13 protein-coding genes are annotated in these 13,186 nt (G+C 68.9%); 5 read left to right on the forward strand and 8 right to left on the reverse strand.

Translation table 11 applies throughout. The features are described 5' to 3' along the window. The first annotated feature begins 22 nt into the window (after positions 1-22). From J5X86_RS01485 to pknB, 3 genes are all read left to right on the forward strand, one after another. The gene (locus tag J5X86_RS01485; protein ID WP_059143764.1) at positions 23-1,435 is read left to right on the forward strand and encodes an FtsW/RodA/SpoVE family cell cycle protein; all 1,413 of its coding nucleotides are present in this window, start codon (positions 23-25) and stop codon (positions 1,433-1,435) included. Next, the gene (locus tag J5X86_RS01490; RefSeq protein WP_208515021.1) at positions 1,432-2,904 is read left to right on the forward strand and encodes a penicillin-binding protein 2; all 1,473 of its coding nucleotides are present in this window, start codon (positions 1,432-1,434) and stop codon (positions 2,902-2,904) included. The genes J5X86_RS01485 and J5X86_RS01490 overlap by 4 nt, the downstream gene beginning before the upstream one ends. 167 nt (positions 2,905-3,071) lie before the next feature. Next, positions 3,072-5,084 (forward strand): Stk1 family PASTA domain-containing Ser/Thr kinase, encoded by a 2,013-nt coding sequence (pknB, locus tag J5X86_RS01495; protein ID WP_208515022.1) that lies wholly within the window; start codon positions 3,072-3,074, stop codon positions 5,082-5,084. 106 nt (positions 5,085-5,190) lie between these two features. Here pknB and J5X86_RS01500 read toward each other — a convergent pair whose 3' ends face one another. From J5X86_RS01500 to J5X86_RS01525, 6 genes are all read right to left on the reverse strand, one after another. Continuing rightward, a complete protein-coding gene (locus J5X86_RS01500; protein ID WP_119990075.1) occupies positions 5,191-5,931 on the reverse strand; it encodes a class E sortase in 741 nt (246 codons plus the stop codon). Between the two features lie 40 nt (positions 5,932-5,971). Then, positions 5,972-7,456 carry a class E sortase gene (locus J5X86_RS01505; protein ID WP_208515023.1) on the reverse strand — a complete coding sequence of 495 codons (1,485 nt, stop codon included), beginning with the start codon at positions 7,454-7,456 and terminating at the stop codon, positions 5,972-5,974. Further along, positions 7,453-8,103 carry an aminodeoxychorismate/anthranilate synthase component II gene (locus J5X86_RS01510; protein WP_208515024.1) on the reverse strand — a complete coding sequence of 217 codons (651 nt, stop codon included), beginning with the start codon at positions 8,101-8,103 and terminating at the stop codon, positions 7,453-7,455. The genes J5X86_RS01505 and J5X86_RS01510 overlap by 4 nt, the downstream gene beginning before the upstream one ends. Continuing rightward, on the reverse strand, positions 8,100-8,276 hold the full coding sequence (locus tag J5X86_RS01515) for a hypothetical protein (protein ID WP_086710638.1): 177 nt from the start codon (positions 8,274-8,276) through the stop codon (positions 8,100-8,102). The genes J5X86_RS01510 and J5X86_RS01515 overlap by 4 nt, the downstream gene beginning before the upstream one ends. An 84-nt stretch (positions 8,277-8,360) precedes the next feature. Continuing rightward, positions 8,361-9,038 (reverse strand): class E sortase, encoded by a 678-nt coding sequence (locus J5X86_RS01520; protein ID WP_137966597.1) that lies wholly within the window; start codon positions 9,036-9,038, stop codon positions 8,361-8,363. Between the two features lie 68 nt (positions 9,039-9,106). Further along, positions 9,107-9,877 (reverse strand): DUF881 domain-containing protein, encoded by a 771-nt coding sequence (locus J5X86_RS01525; RefSeq protein ID WP_208515025.1) that lies wholly within the window; start codon positions 9,875-9,877, stop codon positions 9,107-9,109. Between the two features lie 145 nt (positions 9,878-10,022). On the opposite strand from J5X86_RS01525, the gene crgA reads away from it, so the two are divergent. After that, complete coding sequence (gene crgA, locus J5X86_RS01530; RefSeq protein WP_030827826.1) at positions 10,023-10,280, forward strand: cell division protein CrgA; 258 nt, start codon at positions 10,023-10,025, stop codon at positions 10,278-10,280. Between the two features lie 335 nt (positions 10,281-10,615). On the opposite strand, the gene J5X86_RS01535 is transcribed toward crgA, so the two are convergent. Both J5X86_RS01535 and J5X86_RS01540 read right to left on the reverse strand, forming a co-directional pair. Continuing rightward, entirely contained in the window at positions 10,616-11,500 is an 885-nt protein-coding gene (locus J5X86_RS01535) for a rhomboid family intramembrane serine protease (RefSeq protein WP_208515026.1), read from the reverse strand. A 112-nt stretch (positions 11,501-11,612) separates the two neighbouring features. After that, positions 11,613-12,146 carry a peptidylprolyl isomerase gene (locus tag J5X86_RS01540; RefSeq protein WP_059143818.1) on the reverse strand — a complete coding sequence of 178 codons (534 nt, stop codon included), beginning with the start codon at positions 12,144-12,146 and terminating at the stop codon, positions 11,613-11,615. A 296-nt stretch (positions 12,147-12,442) separates the two neighbouring features. On the opposite strand from J5X86_RS01540, the gene J5X86_RS01545 reads away from it, so the two are divergent. Then, complete coding sequence (locus tag J5X86_RS01545; RefSeq protein ID WP_208515027.1) at positions 12,443-13,159, forward strand: DUF5324 family protein; 717 nt, start codon at positions 12,443-12,445, stop codon at positions 13,157-13,159. Positions 13,160-13,186: the final 27 nt, after the last annotated feature.

A 13,186-nucleotide genomic window follows, 5' to 3' on the forward strand; every position in this document is an offset into this window, starting at 1 on the left:
AGCCGTAAGGGGCCGTCCACCCATGAGCAGTAGTACGACCAACACGACGACGATCAGTACGGCCGGGCCGCCGAGCAGGCGGAACACCGAGCTGGCCATGCTCGTCTTCGCGGTGATCATTCCGGTCTTCGCCTACGCCAACGCGGGCCTGGCGCTCAGCGACGAGATGCCCTCCGGCATGCTCAGCTACGGCATCGGGCTCGGTCTGCTGGCCGGCGTCGGCCATCTGGTGGTCCGGAAGTTCGCGCCGTACGCGGATCCGCTGATGCTGCCGATCGCCACGCTCCTCAACGGGCTGGGCCTGGTGCTCATCTGGCGTCTGGACCAGTCGAAGCGGCTGGCCCAGAAGGCGGAGAACGCCGGTCAGGTCTTCGCTGCCTCGGCCCCCAACCAGCTGATCTACTCGGCACTGGGCGTCGCCCTCTTCGTCGGCGTCCTGATCCTGCTCAAGGATCACCGCCTCCTCCAGCGCTACACCTACATCTCCATGGTGGTGGCGCTGATCCTGCTGATCCTGCCGGTGTTCTTCCCGCCCCGGTTCGGCGCGCGCATCTGGATCACCCTCGGCAGCTTCTCCATCCAGCCCGGTGAGTTCGCAAAGATCATCATCGCCGTGTTCTTCTCCGGCTATCTGATGGTCAAACGGGACGCGCTCGCGCTGGCCAGCCGCCGCTTCATGGGGCTGTACCTGCCGCGCGGCCGCGACCTCGGCCCGATCCTGGTCGTCTGGGGGATGAGCATCCTCATCCTCGTCTTCGAGACCGACCTGGGCACCTCGCTGCTGTTCTTCGGCCTCTTCGTCGTGATGCTGTACGTCGCCACCGAGCGCACCAGCTGGATCGTCTTCGGTCTGCTGATGTCCGCGGTCGGCGCGGTCGGCGTCGCCACGTTCGAACCGCACGTCCAGCAGCGGGTGGACGCCTGGCTCGACCCCTTCGCGGCGTTCAAGACCGGGGGCAGCGACCAGATCGCCCAGGCGATGATGGCCTTCGGCTCCGGCGGCGTCTTCGGCACCGGCCTCGGCCAGGGCAACTCCGACCTCATCGGCTTCGCCGCCAACTCCGACTTCATCCTGGCCACGGTCGGCGAGGAGCTCGGGCTCGCGGGCACCATGGCGATCCTGCTGCTCTACGGCCTGATCGTGGAGCGCGGTGTGCGCACCGCGCTGGCCGCCCGTGACCCGTTCGGCAAGCTGCTGGCCATCGGCCTCTCCGCGGCCTTCGCCATCCAGGTCTTCGTCGTCGCGGGCGGTGTGATGGGCCTCATCCCGCTGACCGGTATGACCATGCCGTTCATCGCGCAGGGCGGCTCGTCCGTCATCGCCAACTGGGCACTCGTCGCCATTCTGATCAAGGTCAGCGACACCGCGCGCCGTCCGGCGCCGACGCCCGCTCCCACCACAGACGCCGAGATGACCCAGGTGGTCCGACCGTGAACAAGCCGCTGCGCCGAATCGCGATCTTCTGCGGACTCCTCGTCTTCGCCCTGCTGCTGCGGGACAACTGGATCCAGTACGTCCAGGCCGACGAGCTCAAGAACCACGAGAAGAACCGCAGGGTCCTGATCGCCCGTTACGGCCAGCCGCGCGGCAACATCATCGTCGACGGCCAGCCGATCACCGGATCCGTCGAGACCAACGGCACCGACTTCAAGTACAAGCGCACCTACAAGAACGGTCCCATGTGGGCACCGGTCACGGGGTTCGCCTCGCAGGCCTTCGACGCCAACCAGATCGAGAAGCTCGAAGACCAAATCCTTACGGGCAACGACGACCGCCTCTTCTTCAACCGGACGATCGACATGATCACCGGCAAGAAGCAGAAGGGCGGCGACGTCATCACCACCCTGAACGGCAAGGCCCAGAAGGCCGCGTTCGAGGGCCTCGGTAACAAGAAGGGCGCCGTCGCCGCGCTCGACCCGCGCACCGGCAAGATCCTCGCCCTCGCCTCCACCCCGAGCTACGACCCCTCGAAGTTCGCGGGCGCCTCCAAGAAGGACTCTGACGCGTACAACGCGCTCAAGCCGGAGTCCGACAAGGACGACCCGATGCTCAATCGGGCGCTGCGGCAGACCTACCCGCCCGGCTCGACCTTCAAGGTCGTCACCGCGGCGGCCGCGCTGGAGAACGGCAAGTACACCGACATCGACGGGCCGACCGACTCCCCGGACCCCTGGAAGCTCCCGCTGTCCACCCAGCCCCTGCCCAACGAGGGGAACATCCCCTGCAAGAACGCCTCGCTGCGGCAGGCGCTCCGCTACTCCTGCAACACGGTCTTCGGCAAGCTCGGTGACGACCTGGGCAAGGACAAGATGCGCGAGGAGGCCGAGAAGTTCGGCTTCAACGACGAGTTCCTGACGCCGGTCCGCGCAGACGCCAGCGTCTACCCCGAGAAGATGGACCAGCCGGGCAACGCGATGTCGGCCATCGGCCAGTTCGACAACCGGGCCACCCCGCTGCAGATGGCGATGGTCGCCGCCGCGGTCGCCAACGACGGCAAGCTGATGAAGCCGTACATGGTCGACTCGCTGCGGGCGCCCAACCTCAACACCATCGAGCAGACCGACCCGGAGGAGATGAGCCAGCCGCTCAGCTCGGAGAACGCCCAGAAGCTCCAGAGCATGATGGAGACCGTGGTCAAGGAGGGCACCGGCACCAGCGCCCAGATCCCGGGCGTCACGGTCGGCGGCAAGACCGGTACCGCGCAGCACGGCGTCGCCAACAGCAAGAACCCCTATGCGTGGTTCATCTCCTACGCCAAGGGGGATGACGGCTCGCCGGTCGCGGTCGCGGTGGTCATCGAAGGGTCCGACACTCTCCGTGGCGACATCGCCGGTGGCAAGCTGGCCGCGCCGATCGCCAAGAGCGTGATGCAGGCCGTACTGGAAACCCAGAGCGACAAGTGACCCCCGTCACGTCCGGATACCAATCCCGCACGTCGCCGTACCGGTCCGGTATCAGATAGCGACTGAGGCCGGGTCCCGTAAGACGTGCCGGGTACGGTATGCGCGAGCAGCACTTCGCCGGCCCCCACAGGTGCGGCCGGGAACCACGGAAGAGGGCTGGAGTAGCTATGGAAGAGCCGCGTCGCCTCGGCGGCCGGTATGAGCTGGGCTCAGTGCTCGGCCGCGGTGGCATGGCGGAGGTCTACCTCGCGCACGACACCCGCCTCGGCCGTACTGTCGCTGTGAAGACGCTCCGGGCGGACCTCGCCCGTGACCCGTCCTTCCAGGCCCGGTTCCGCCGAGAGGCCCAGTCGGCCGCCTCGCTCAACCATCCCGCGATCGTCGCGGTCTACGACACCGGCGAGGACTACGTCGACGGTGTCTCGATCCCCTACATCGTGATGGAGTACGTCGACGGTTCCACGCTGCGTGAGCTTCTCCACTCGGGCAGAAAGCTGCTCCCCGAGCGCTCGCTGGAGATGACCACCGGAATCCTCCAGGCCCTCGAGTACTCGCACCGCAACAACATCGTCCACCGGGACATCAAGCCGGCCAACGTCATGCTCACGCGGGACGGCCAGGTCAAGGTGATGGACTTCGGCATCGCCCGCGCCATGGGCGACGCCGGTATGACCATGACGCAGACGGCCGCCGTCATCGGCACCGCCCAGTACCTCTCCCCCGAGCAGGCCAAGGGCGAGACCGTCGACGCACGCAGCGACCTGTACTCCACCGGCTGTCTGCTGTACGAGCTGCTGACCGTAAGGCCGCCGTTCGTGGGCGACTCCCCGGTGGCCGTCGCGTATCAGCATGTGCGGGAGGACCCGCAGCCGCCGAGCACATACGACCCCGAGATCACCCCGGAGATGGACGCCATCGTCCTGCGGGCGCTGGTCAAGGACCCCGACTACCGCTACCAGTCGGCCGACGAGATGCGTGCCGACATCGAGGCGGCCCTGGAGGGCCAGCCGGTGGCCGCCACCGCCGCGCTGGGCGCGGTCGGCTACGGCTCCGACGACCAGCCCACCGCGATGCTGCGGCCGCAGAACTCCGGTGCCGGGGCGCAGACCTCGATGCTCCCGCCGATGCGCGAGGACGACGGCGGCTTCGGCTACGACGAGCGGCCGGACCGCGGCCGGGGGCGCGGGGGCTCCGGCAAGAAGAGCAACCTCTCGACGATCCTGCTGATCGTCGCGGGGATACTGGTGCTGGTCGGCGCGATCTTCATCGGGAAGTCGCTGTTCGGCGGCGGTAAGAACGACGACATGGTCCCGGTCCCCAATCTCGTCGGCAAGACGATCGCCGACGCCAAGAGCCAAGGGGAGAACGGCGACTTCAAGATCAAGAACGTCGGCTCCAAGTTCTGCGAGAACGCGGACAAGGACACCGTCTGCGAGCAGACCCCCGAGAGCGGCGGCGAGGTCAAGCGGTACGGCGTGGTCGAGCTGACCATGTCCAAGGGCCCCAAGCCCGCGGCGAGGGTCGAGGTGCCGGACGTCCTGAACGTGCAGTACGCGTCGGCCAAGGGCCAGCTCGAGGCCAAGGGCTTCAAGGTCGAGCAGAAGACCCAGCAGTCCGACCAGACCGCCGGCAAGGTGATCGACCAGGACCCGAAGGGCGGCAAGAAGGTCGCGAAGGGCGCCACGATCACCCTGACCGTCGCCGAGGCACAGCAGAAGGTCGTCGTCCCGGACGTGACCACGCAGAAGGTCGCGGACGCCACGGCTGCCCTCGAGGGGAAGGGCCTCAAGGTCCAGACGCAGGAGGTCGACAACGGCGACGTCGAGGCCGGTACGGTCACCGACCAGACGCCCAAGGGCGGCCAGGAGGTCCTGCCCGGTTCGACGGTCACGCTGACCGTCGCCAAGGCCGCCGCGGAGAACGTGCCGGTGCCCAACCTGGGCGGCCAGAAGCTCAAGGACGCCAAGAAGGCGCTCCAGGACCTGGGCCTGAACGTGGGCAACATCGCCGGTCCGCAGGACGACGAGGCCACCGTGGTGGCCAGCCAGCCCGGTGCGGGCACCCAGGTGCCCAAGGGCCAGTCCGTGAACCTCATCACGGTCGCCGGGCAGGGCAACGGAGGGAACGGCAACGGAGGCGGGGACGGCGGAGGCATCTTCGGCGGCCAGAACGGCTTCTAGTCGCTTGGCAGTGACACGGAGAAGCCCCCGGCATCCTGAGAAGGGTGCCGGGGGCTTCTCCGTGCTCAGCGACCGTCCGAGTGGGCAGGAGGCCGTCCCGAGGGGGTCAGCGCAGTTCCTTGGGGGGCGTGCGGTCCGCGTCGACCTTCTCGGTGCGCTCCAGTTCGCCCCAGACGACGTAGCGGTGGCGGGAGGTGTAGACGGGGGTGCAGGTCGAGAGCGTGATGTAGCGGCCCGGCCGCTTCCTGCCCGACTCCTTCGGGACCGCGTTCAGCACGTCCACGTTGTACTTCGAGGTCTCCGGCAGCGTCGCGTAGACCTTGTAGACGTACCAGGTGTCGCGGGTCTCAAAGACCACCGCGTCGCCGTCGTGGACCTTGTCGATGTTGTGGAACTTCGCGCCGTGCCCGTCCCGGTGCGCGGCCAGGCTGAAGTTGCCCTTCTTGTCCCACGGCATCGCGGACTTGACCGGCTGGGTGTAGTAACCCGCCACGCCGTCGTTGAGGGTCTCGGTGCTGGTGCCCTTCTTGACCAGCACCTCGCCGTTGTGCATGGACGGTACGTGCAGGAAGCCGATGCCGTTCTTGGTGTCCAGCCTGCCCGGCCCCTGCTGCGACCAGTGCTTGCGCACCCGGTCGCCCTGCTTCTTCGCCTCACGGTCGGCCAGGACGTTGGTCCACCACAGCGAGTAGACGACGAACAGGGCGAGAATCAGCCCCGCGGTGATCAGCAGCTCGCCGAAGACCGCTATGGCCGCGGCTACCCACCCACGGCCGGGACGACGGCTGGGCGTTGCGGGCGGGCCGGGGTGCCGGTCCTGCCGCTCGTCGTGGTCGGTCCGTGCCACCGCGTCGTACCCCTTTTTCTGGTTTCCCGGCTGTACCCGCTCATTCGACCAGCGCGTCCGGCTTTCCCTTGCTACGCGGCCGCTCCTCGACCATCTTGCCCCAGAGGATCATCCGGTAGGTGCTGGTGAATTCGGGGGTGCAGGTGGTCAGCGTGATGTACCGGCCCGGCTCGGTGAAGCCGGAGCCGGGCGGCACCGGCTTGATGACGCCGGTGTTGGACGGCGACGTCTGCGGCAGGATGCTGCTCATCGCATAGGTGTAGTAACGGCTCTGCGTCTCGACGACGATCTCGTCACCGGGCTTGAGGCGGTTGATGTAGCGGAACGGCTCGCCATGGGTGTTGCGATGTCCGGCGAGCGCGAAGTTGCCCTTCTTGTCCCACGGCATGGCGGTCTTCAGCGGGCTCTTGCCGTAGTGGCCGACCATGCCGCGGTCGAGGACCTTGTGCTTGTCGATGCCCTCCGCGATCGGGGCCTTCACATCCAGCTTGGGGATATAGATGATGGCGAACCCCTGCCCGGGGGAGAAGGTGCCCGGGTTCCGGTCGTCGCCGCCGTTCTCGTCCCACTTCTTCTGCAGGTTGTTCGCGGCGCCGTTGGCCTGCTGATGGGCACGGATGTTCGTCCACCACAGCTGATAGGTGACGAAGAGCAGCATCACCACGCCGAGCGTGATGAACAGCTCGCCGACCACCCGGCTCGCCACCACCCCGGGGCTGTCCTTACGGGCCCGCGCGGCGCGCTTGGCCTCCATACGGGTGCGGGGCGGGGCGTCCCCGGCGCTCCCCGCGCCCTCCGTGGGCCCTGTGGCGCCCGCCTCGGCCGTGCCGCGCCGGGCGCGGGAGCCATGCCGTCCGGCGCGCTTCCCGGCCCCCTGGGCGGCCTTACGGCGGGCGGCCCGGCCGCCGGGCGGCGGCTCGGCGCCGCTGTCCCGGTCCGGTTCGACCTTGCGCAGCGCCATGGTCTGGTCGGCGGGCGCCGCCTCCACAGCGCGCAGGGCGACCGTCTCGTCGTCGCGCCGCGGTGTCACCGGGGGCAGGACGGCCGTCTCCGCGGCCTCCGGGACGCGTGCGGACGGCTCGGAGGAACGTGAGGGCGTCCCCGGGGCGCGTACGGGCGTCTGAGCGGCGTGTGCCGACCCTGAGGGCCCCGAGGGGGCCGCGCGGGCGCGTCGGCGCCCCGTGGGCGGCCCGGCCGCCTCAGCGGCCTCCTCCGGCCCGGCGGGGGAGGCCGGGCGGGCGCGCCGTCGACGGCCGGTGGGCGGCGGCACGGAGAGCGACGCGGTGCCCATGGCACGCCCCGTGGGCCCGGCCGGGGCGGAGTCCGGCAGCGGGTCGGCCAGCGGGTCCCGAAGACCCTCCGCGGGCGCCGCGAACGTGTCCGGACCCGCATGCGCGCCATGGGCGTCGCGGCCCCCATGCGCGCCATGTGCGTCGTGCTGCTCATGAGACCCGTACGGCGCGTACGGGGCGGGCTCCCGGGCGCCGTGACCGGCGCCCTCGCGCTCAGGGCGCGGTCCGGTCACTCGCCGGCCTTACCGCCGACCGCCCCGACCACCGGGGCGAGCCCCGCGGACCGCCCCACGGCATCCGTGTCCCCGCACTCCACCAGCCAGTTGGCGAGCATCAGATGGCCCCATTCGGTGAGGACCGACTCGGGGTGGAACTGGACGCCCTCGACCCGCAGTTCACGGTGGCGCAGCCCCATGGCGATGCCGGTCTCCGTCCAGGCCGTGATCTCCAACTCCGGGGGCACCGTCCCCCGTTCCACGGCCAGCGAGTGGTAGCGGGTGGCGGTGAAGGGCGTGGGCAGTCCGCTGAAGACACCGGCGCCCTCATGGGTCACCAGCGAGGTCTTGCCGTGCAGCAGCTCCGGGGCCCGCCCGACGACGCCGCCGTAGGCGACGGCCATGGACTGCATCCCCAGGCAGACGCCGAACACCGGTACGCCGGTGCTCGCGCAGTGCCGCACCATGTCGACGCAGACCCCCGCCTCCTCCGGGGTGCCGGGCCCGGGGGACAGCAGGACTCCGTCGAAGCCGTCCTGGGCAGGGGCGAGGGAGACCTCGTCGTTGCGCACCACCTCGCACTCGGCGCCGAGCTGGTAGAGGTACTGGACGAGGTTGAAGACGAAGCTGTCGTAGTTGTCGACGACCAGGATGCGCGCGCTCATCGCGGACCCGCCATTCCCTCGTCGACCGTCACGTCATTGAACGGCAGCAGGGGCTCCGCCCAGGGGAAGACGTACTGGAAGAGCACGAAGACGATCGCCAGCACCAGCACGAGCGAAATCAGCGCCCGCATCCATGCGTTACCCGGCAGATGCCGCCAGATCCAGCCGTACATGCCATCCCTACTCACCGATGACGAAGTCGATTGCAGCACCGGAGTGCAGCACCAGAGTAAGGGGCGAGGGGTGGGGCCGGAGGGTCAGCTGTACAAAGCCTTGGGCTTGCCTTGGGCAACCGATTGGGTCGCGTCGAGGTGCGCCCAGGTGATCAGGCGGTGGCTGTGGCCCCACTCCGGCTCACAGGTCGTCAGCGTGAGATAGCGCCCGGGACGCCGGAAACCGGACGCGCGCGGCACCGGATCGATCACCCCGGTGTCGGTCGGCAGGGTGCGGTAGGGCCGCCGGTCGACGCGATAGGTGAACCAGGTGGTGCCGTCGGTCAGCACCACCGCGTCACCGGGACGCAGCGCGGGGAAGTCCTTGAAGGGGTCGCCGTAGGTGCGGCGGTGCCCGGCGACGGCGAAGTTGCCGAGGGCACCGAGGCGGGCGGTGCGGGAGTAGTGGCCGAGCCCCTTCTTCAGGGTGCCGGTGGCGGTGCCCTCGAGGACGGGCTTTGCCCAGCCGGCGCCGAAGCGCGGGATGTACATGATCGCGAAGGAGTCGCCGGACTCGTAGCGGCGGGGCTCGGACGAGGGCTCGGCGCCGGCGGTGACCGTGCCGGTGGCCCATCGGTCCTGGAGGTGATCGATCTCGCCGTCCATGGCGCGGTCGGCCCGCACCGAGGTCCAGTACAGGACGTAGACCACCAAAAGGATGATCAGGGCTCCGACGGTGACGCAGATCTCACTGAGCGTCCTGACGATCAGCCGCGTTCTCATCGGCCCCCACTGTCCGCCCCGCTGACCACGTGCCGCCGGCCCGTGCCGCGTACCGGTGTCCGCCGGTGCTATCCGATGGGCTGTGCCTGGTGCAGGTCCACTGTGCCGGAGTAGCCGGGAAGAGTCACCGTGTCGTGCTGGTCGACTTTCCAGCCGAGGCCGTACGCGTCGACATAGCTGCGGTAGTTCTGGATCGCGGGCGAGGCGGTGAGGGCGGCGCTCAGCTTGCCCCGGTCACCCACGGCGGTGACCTTGTAGGGCGGTGAGTAGACCTGGCCCTGCAGGATCAGGGTGTTGCCGACGCAGCGCACCGCGCTGGTGGAGATCAGCCGCTGATCCATGACCTTGATCCCCTTGGCGCCGCCCTGCCACAGCGCGTTGACCACGGCCTGCAGGTCCTGCTGGTGGATGACGAGATCGTTGGGCTGAGGATCCGGGACGCCGGGGATCTGCGGGGTGGCGTTCGGCGGGGCGTCGGTGAGGGTGACCGTAAGGCCGGCTCCGGAGAGTTTCCTGGTGCCGGCGGTCTCCTCCAGCTCGGCCAGCTTGCGGCGCTCGGCCTGGGTGCTGCCGTTGTCCCGCCGGGCGAGGGCGTCGACGTCGGAGCGTATTTTGCCGGTGCTGTCGTCCAGGGTGCCGTTCTTACGGCTGCGTTCCTGGATGAGATCGGAGAGCCGCAGCATCGATTCATCGCTGCGGATGTTGGTGCCCTGAGCCGTGTTGAAACTGGTCCAGAAGATGACTCCGGCCAGCGCGAAGACCGCGCCGGTCAACAGTCGCACGGGCCGGAACCGGGGGCGGCGGGACGCCGGGGTGGGGGAGTCAGCGGAATTGCTCAACGTACCCTTACTCCTTACGACGCCGCGGAAGGACTACGCTAACGGACGTGTGGGGGAGGGACGTGGTCCCCGTCGCTGTCCCGCCCCGGCGCCGTCCGTACACATCCCCGCGCGGTCACGCAGCGCATCGACAGGAGAGTTCCTCGTGCCGAAGTCACGGATCCGCAAGAAGGACGACTTCACGCCGCCGCCCGCGAAGCAGGCAGCCAGCATCAACTTGAACAGCGGCCGCCGGTGGGTGGCACCACTGATGCTGGCCATGTTCCTGATCGGCCTCGCGTGGATCGTCATCTTCTACGTGACCACGGGCGATATGCCGGTCGAGTCGCTCGGCAACTGGAACATCGTGGTCGGCTTCGGCTTCATCGCCGCGGGGTTCGTCGTCTCCACCCAGTGGAAGTGACCCGGCTGTCCCCACGCCGGCCCCCAGGTTGTCCACAGAGTTATCCACAGCCGGGGAAAACTCAGAAGATCTGTGGATAACCTCCGCCGTGTTGACGCCGGTGTGACTGGCGACGGGCGTCTGTTCGATCGTTCACACCCCCGCCTTCCTGCGAAAACGCAGGTCAGTCGGGGGTCGTACGCAGGTTCTCCACAGGTTGCGTATGATCCACCACTTGCTGTGGACAACTGACCGAGCCCGGCTCGGCCCAATGCGCCGGAGATCGCCGGGAACCGTCCACGGCCCTACGGGAGGACGTCCGCGGCGGCCTGCCGAGCGTCGGCCGACCGCGCCACTCAGCCGGTGAGCTGGATCGTCCGGATCCACACCATCGCGATGATCGCGAGCAGCACCAGGGCGCAGGTCCCGCGCTGCACCAGCGCCCGCTTCTCGCGGGGCGCGTGCACCATTCCGTACGCCACCACCGTGCCCGCGACCAGGCCGCCGACATGGGCCTGCCAGGCGATTCCGGACCAGGTGAAGGTGAAGAGCAGATTCAGCGCCAGCAGCGCGATGACCGGCCGCATGTCGTAGTTCAGCCGGCGCATCAGCACGGCGGTGGCGCCGAGCAGGCCGAAGATCGCGCCGGAGGCGCCCAGCGACGGCTGGTTCTGCGCGGCGAGGAGATAGGACAGCGCACTGCCGCCCAGCCCCGACAGTATGTAGAGCACGATGAAGCGGACGCGGCCGAGCGCGGCCTCCAGCGGTCCGCCGATCCACCACAGCGAGAGCATGTTGAAGGCGATGTGGATGAGCTGCTGGTGGAGGAAGATCGAGGTGACCAGCCGCCACCACTGGCCCTCGGCGACTCCGACGATTTGCGCAGCGCCGGGGTCATAGGCCCGCCCGACCAGGTCGAGATCGTTCACCAGCCGGTCGCCCGCGGACAGCGCCGCGAGCCATACCGCGATGTTGATGGCGACCAGGATCTTGGTGATCAGCCGGGGGTCCGAGGTGATCGTGCCGCCGGCCATGGTGCGCGGCTGGGCGGCACGCGGCGGGGGACCGGCGGCCGAGGCCCCGGCCCCGGCGGGCACCCGTCCGCTGACGCACTCAGGGCAGTGGAACCCCACAGAGGCGCTGATCATGCACTCGGGGCAGATCGGGCGCTCACAGCGGGTGCAGCTGATGCCGGTCTCCCGTTGGGGGTGCCGATAGCAACAGACCGCCTGGTCCTCCATGATGTCCCCTCGCCCCTTGTCCACTTCTGATCGGGCGTTCCCCCGCCCCGCTTGTTCACACGGACACTTGTTCACACGGACAAGCGGGGCATGAAAGTTCCCCGTACGGGCTTCAGCCCTCGCGGGTCTCCACGACGACCGACTCGATGACGACGTCCTGGAGCGGACGGTCGGTGCGCGGGTTGGTCGCGGTGCCCGCGATCGCGTCGACGACCTTCTTGCTGGCCTCGTCGGCGACCTCGCCGAAGATGGTGTGCTTACCGGTCAGCCATGCGGTCGGGGAGACCGTGACGAAGAACTGCGAGCCGTTGGTGCCCGGGCCGGCGTTGGCCATGGCCAGCAGGTACGGCTTGTTGAAGGCCAGGTCCGGGTGGAACTCGTCACCGAACTCATAGCCGGGACCACCGGTCCCGTTACCCAGCGGGTCCCCGCCCTGGATCATGAAGCCGCTGATCACCCGGTGGAAAACGGTGCCGTCGTAGAGCTTCTCCTTGGCCTTCTTGCCAGTGGCCGGGTGCGTCCACTCGCGAGTGCCTTCGGCCAGTTCGACAAAGTTCTTGACCGTCTTGGGGGCGTGGTTCGGCAGCAGCCGGACCACGATGTCGCCATTGTTCGTCTTCAGGGTGGCGTAAAGCTGCTCGGCCACGATCAACCTTCCATCGTTTTCACTTCCGTCTCCTGATCCTCGCACGGACGCAAGGTCGACGAGTAGCCGCGGAGGCGGCGCCGGGCGCGCCGATCCGCGTGGTTTCAACGAGAATCCTCCGTATGACCCAGATGCCCGGTCACGCATGCTGGCCGTGGTGTGAACGGGCATGATCTCCATAAACAGGCATGATCTTTCTTGGGATGGAAACACGAAACTGGGCAAATAGAGCGCGCGACGAAAACGCACGACTCTGAACCCGGGAGCTTGACCACGCCACCGAGGAGGAGGATCCCGTGACCCGCATTGACAGCGTGCGAGCCGCGACCGGCACAGCCAAGGGCAGCGTCCTGCACGCCGCGGAGGCGGTGGGGCCCTACGCCGGCACGGCCAAGGACACCGCATCGCGCTACGCGCACGAGGCCCGCGTACGGCTGGCGCCGAAGGTGTCGACCGCCGCGCACCAGGCCCGGTGCACGGCCGGTGCCCAGTACCACGCCCATATCGAGCCCAGGCTCAACCAGGCCCGCGGCACCCTGCCGCCGAAGGTGGACCAGGCCGCCACCCGGGCCGCCAAGCGCACCCGTAAGGCCGCCCGCCACGCCGCCGACTACACCGGTCCGCGGATGGAGCAGGCGATGGCCGGGGTGCGCGCCGCCGCCGGACCGGCGCGCGAGGAGGCCGCCGTCCGTACGGCCGCGGCCATCGCGGCGCTGCGCACCCATGTGACGGCCGCGGAGATCGAGAAGCTGGCCAGGAAGCACCGCCGCCGGACCCGGGCCGCCCGTGTCGCCAAGCGCGCGGCCTTCATCGGACTGGTCGGCGCGGGCGTCTTCGCCGCGTGGAAGTGGTGGGACAAGCAGGCCAACCCCGACTGGCTGATCGAGCCTCCGGCGGCGACCGAGGTGGGCGACCGCGAGCGGCTTTCGGCGGTGGACGGCAGCGACCAGAGCGCCCTCGACCCCGAGGTGCAGGCCAAGCAGGCCGAGGCCCGCAGGGACGACGAGCGCTGAACGGCGCCGCACACGGCGTCCGGCGCG

It is taken from the genome of Streptomyces sp. NEAU-YJ-81, assembly GCF_017592595.1.
GTDB lineage: Bacteria > Actinomycetota > Actinomycetes > Streptomycetales > Streptomycetaceae > Streptomyces > Streptomyces hygroscopicus_B.

Bases quoted from the DNA above. Each gene is read 5' to 3' on its own strand.
- J5X86_RS01485 (WP_059143764.1), top strand. From the start codon at position 23: ATGAGCAGTAGTACGACCAACACGACGACGATCAGTACGGCCGGGCCG.
- pknB (WP_208515022.1), top strand. From the start codon at position 3,072: ATGGAAGAGCCGCGTCGCCTCGGCGGCCGGTATGAGCTGGGCTCAGTG.
- J5X86_RS01510 (WP_208515024.1), bottom strand. From the start codon at position 8,103: ATGAGCGCGCGCATCCTGGTCGTCGACAACTACGACAGCTTCGTCTTC.
- J5X86_RS01515 (WP_086710638.1), bottom strand. From the start codon at position 8,276: ATGTACGGCTGGATCTGGCGGCATCTGCCGGGTAACGCATGGATGCGG.
- J5X86_RS01520 (WP_137966597.1), bottom strand. From the start codon at position 9,038: ATGAGAACGCGGCTGATCGTCAGGACGCTCAGTGAGATCTGCGTCACC.
- J5X86_RS01535 (WP_208515026.1), bottom strand. From the start codon at position 11,500: ATGGAGGACCAGGCGGTCTGTTGCTATCGGCACCCCCAACGGGAGACC.